General features: G+C 54.9%; 2 protein-coding genes. One reads left to right on the plus strand and one right to left on the minus strand.

Annotated elements, in window-relative coordinates; translation table 11 throughout:
* Nucleotides 1–250: 250 nt before the first annotated feature.
* Nucleotides 251–823, minus strand: a complete 573-nt coding sequence (locus VLH40_08535; protein ID HSV32049.1) for a DUF308 domain-containing protein — start codon at nt 821–823, stop codon at nt 251–253.
* Between the two features lie 376 nt (nt 824–1,199).
* On the opposite strand from VLH40_08535, the gene VLH40_08540 reads away from it, so the two are divergent.
* Nucleotides 1,200–2,214 (plus strand): ATP-binding cassette domain-containing protein (locus VLH40_08540; protein ID HSV32050.1); only part of this gene is annotated, 1,015 nt, incomplete at its 3' end.

Genomic DNA, 2,214 nt, shown 5'->3' on the forward strand with positions numbered 1-2,214 from the left:
GAAAAGCAACCCGGTTATCCAATTTTCAGGAAAGGTTGCTTTTTCCCACCCCCCACTCGATAAAGACCGCGGAACGCCAATTCCGCGGGTCCTCTTCATTTTTCAGGGTCTCAATAGGCAAACCGAACTATTTTGCCGACTTTGCGATGATCAATCAATAATAAAGGTAGGATAAAGGTAGGCGGATCCCGCGTAAACATGTGTTGAGATTGCTGAAACCAAAGACGGCAAGAGGCCAGCTTCAACCTCATCAAAATGGTTTTTTCAGTGTTTTTTTGGGTATACCCCTGGGCGTTCTATGCAAATAATAGCATGATAAGAGGAGGCCCGTTCCCACCAGGATGGCGAATAACCCCAGGGACGGGGAGAGAACCAGGGCTCCGGAGAGGGGGTATTTGATTGAAAGCCAACTGAAAATGAGGACCAGGACTCCGTTTATGACCTGGAACAGGCGCCCCGGGTTGGAAATGCTCTGTGAAAAATCAAAGGCGGCGAGCAGGGTGAACGCTCCACTGACTAAAAGCCAGATACCGAAACTCCAGATGATGGTCAAAAACGCGACACCGGGCCGGAAAAAAACCAGAAATCCGGTTATCAGGTTGATCACTCCTTCTGTGAGGTAAAACCAGCGCCGGAACGATGGTCGGGAAGCGAGCATGAGAAACATGATCCCGTTGAACAGGAGGACCAATCCGAGGAAAATCAGCGGGACGATCGCGGTTAAACCCGGACTGACCAAAGTCAGAATTCCGAAAAGTAGAATCAGCACCCCCTTGAAGACCAGGGCCATCCAATCACTGGACAGGATCGTTCGTTCGTACATGTTTTTCCTCCTCTCCTCTGTAAATAGAAAAGATGCCGCCGGCTGCGCCGAGGAGGAGGGGGACTCCCCAGTAACAACCTTTGGCCGAGAAGCCGCCGGAGGCGATATACCAACCGCTCCCGAAGGCGCATGGGCCCTCCCTCAGATCCGGGGAGATCCGCTCCATCCTAAAACCCCCACCGATAGTATAGGATAAATGCCAATCTTTTTACCAGACATCCTGGGAGAAATTACCGCTATTCACCCGGGAGCACGGGGGGATCGACGAAGGGAAAATTCTCTCCTCCCTACTTCTTGGTTTCCGGACGCGTTTTGGTATAATCAGGTCATTGTCTTGCCCCCCGTGAAGGGGACGGGTCCAAGGAGCGATGCTTGAATGAACCTGATGGAAATGCGGGGTATTACCAAACGGTTTTCCGGCGTGGTGGCGAACAGTGGAGTGGATTTTGACCTCCGGTATGGGGAAGTGCACGCCATCCTTGGGGAAAACGGTGCGGGAAAATCCACCTTGATGAACATCCTCTACGGATTGTACCGGCCGGACGAAGGAACCATTGTCGTCGAGGGCAGGAAGCGTGACTTTACTTCCCCCCGCGACGCCATCGCCGCCGGTATCGGCATGGTTCACCAGCACTTTATGCTCAACCCGGCCCAGACGGTGTGGGAAAACCTGGTTCTGGGTTTGGCCGGCCTTCCGCAGATTCTACCCAAGCAGGACATCCGTGACAATATCCTCCGGATCTCCGAAAAATACAGTCTCCAGGTCGACCCTTCGGCCTGTATCTGGCAACTGTCCATCGGGGAACAGCAACGGGTGGCTATCCTACAGGCTTTGTTTCGCAAGGCCCGAGTGCTTATCCTCGACGAACCGACTGCCGTACTGGCCCCCCAGGAATCGCTGCGTTTGTTCGAACTCATCCGTTCGATGACCGCCGAAGGTATCGGTATCGTCTTCATCTCTCATAAGCTCCCGGAAGTCATGGAGATCTCCCGGCGGGTGACGGTTCTCCGGAAAGGCACGAAAATAGCCACGGTAGACACGGTCGGAGCCAGCCGGGAGGTTCTGGCCGAGATGATGGTCGGGGAGAAGTTCGTTTTTTCTCTGGACAAAGAAGTGGTTGCGCCTGGTGAGACGCTGATCGATGTCGATAATATCCGGGTCCAGTCCGACCGGGATCTTCCGGCGATACGCGGGGTCTCTTTTCATATCCGCCAGGGGGAAATCCTGGGGGTGGCCGGAGTGGCCGGTAACGGACAGCAGGAGTTGTGCGAAACACTGGTCGGTTTACGGCGGGTGGAGTCCGGAACGATCCGGATCAACGGAGAGGACCTGACCAACCATCCCCCCCGCCGGTTCATCGCCCGGGGCGTGCGCTACATCCCCGCCGACC

Source organism: Atribacteraceae bacterium, assembly GCA_035477455.1.
GTDB lineage: Bacteria > Atribacterota > Atribacteria > Atribacterales > Atribacteraceae > DATIKP01.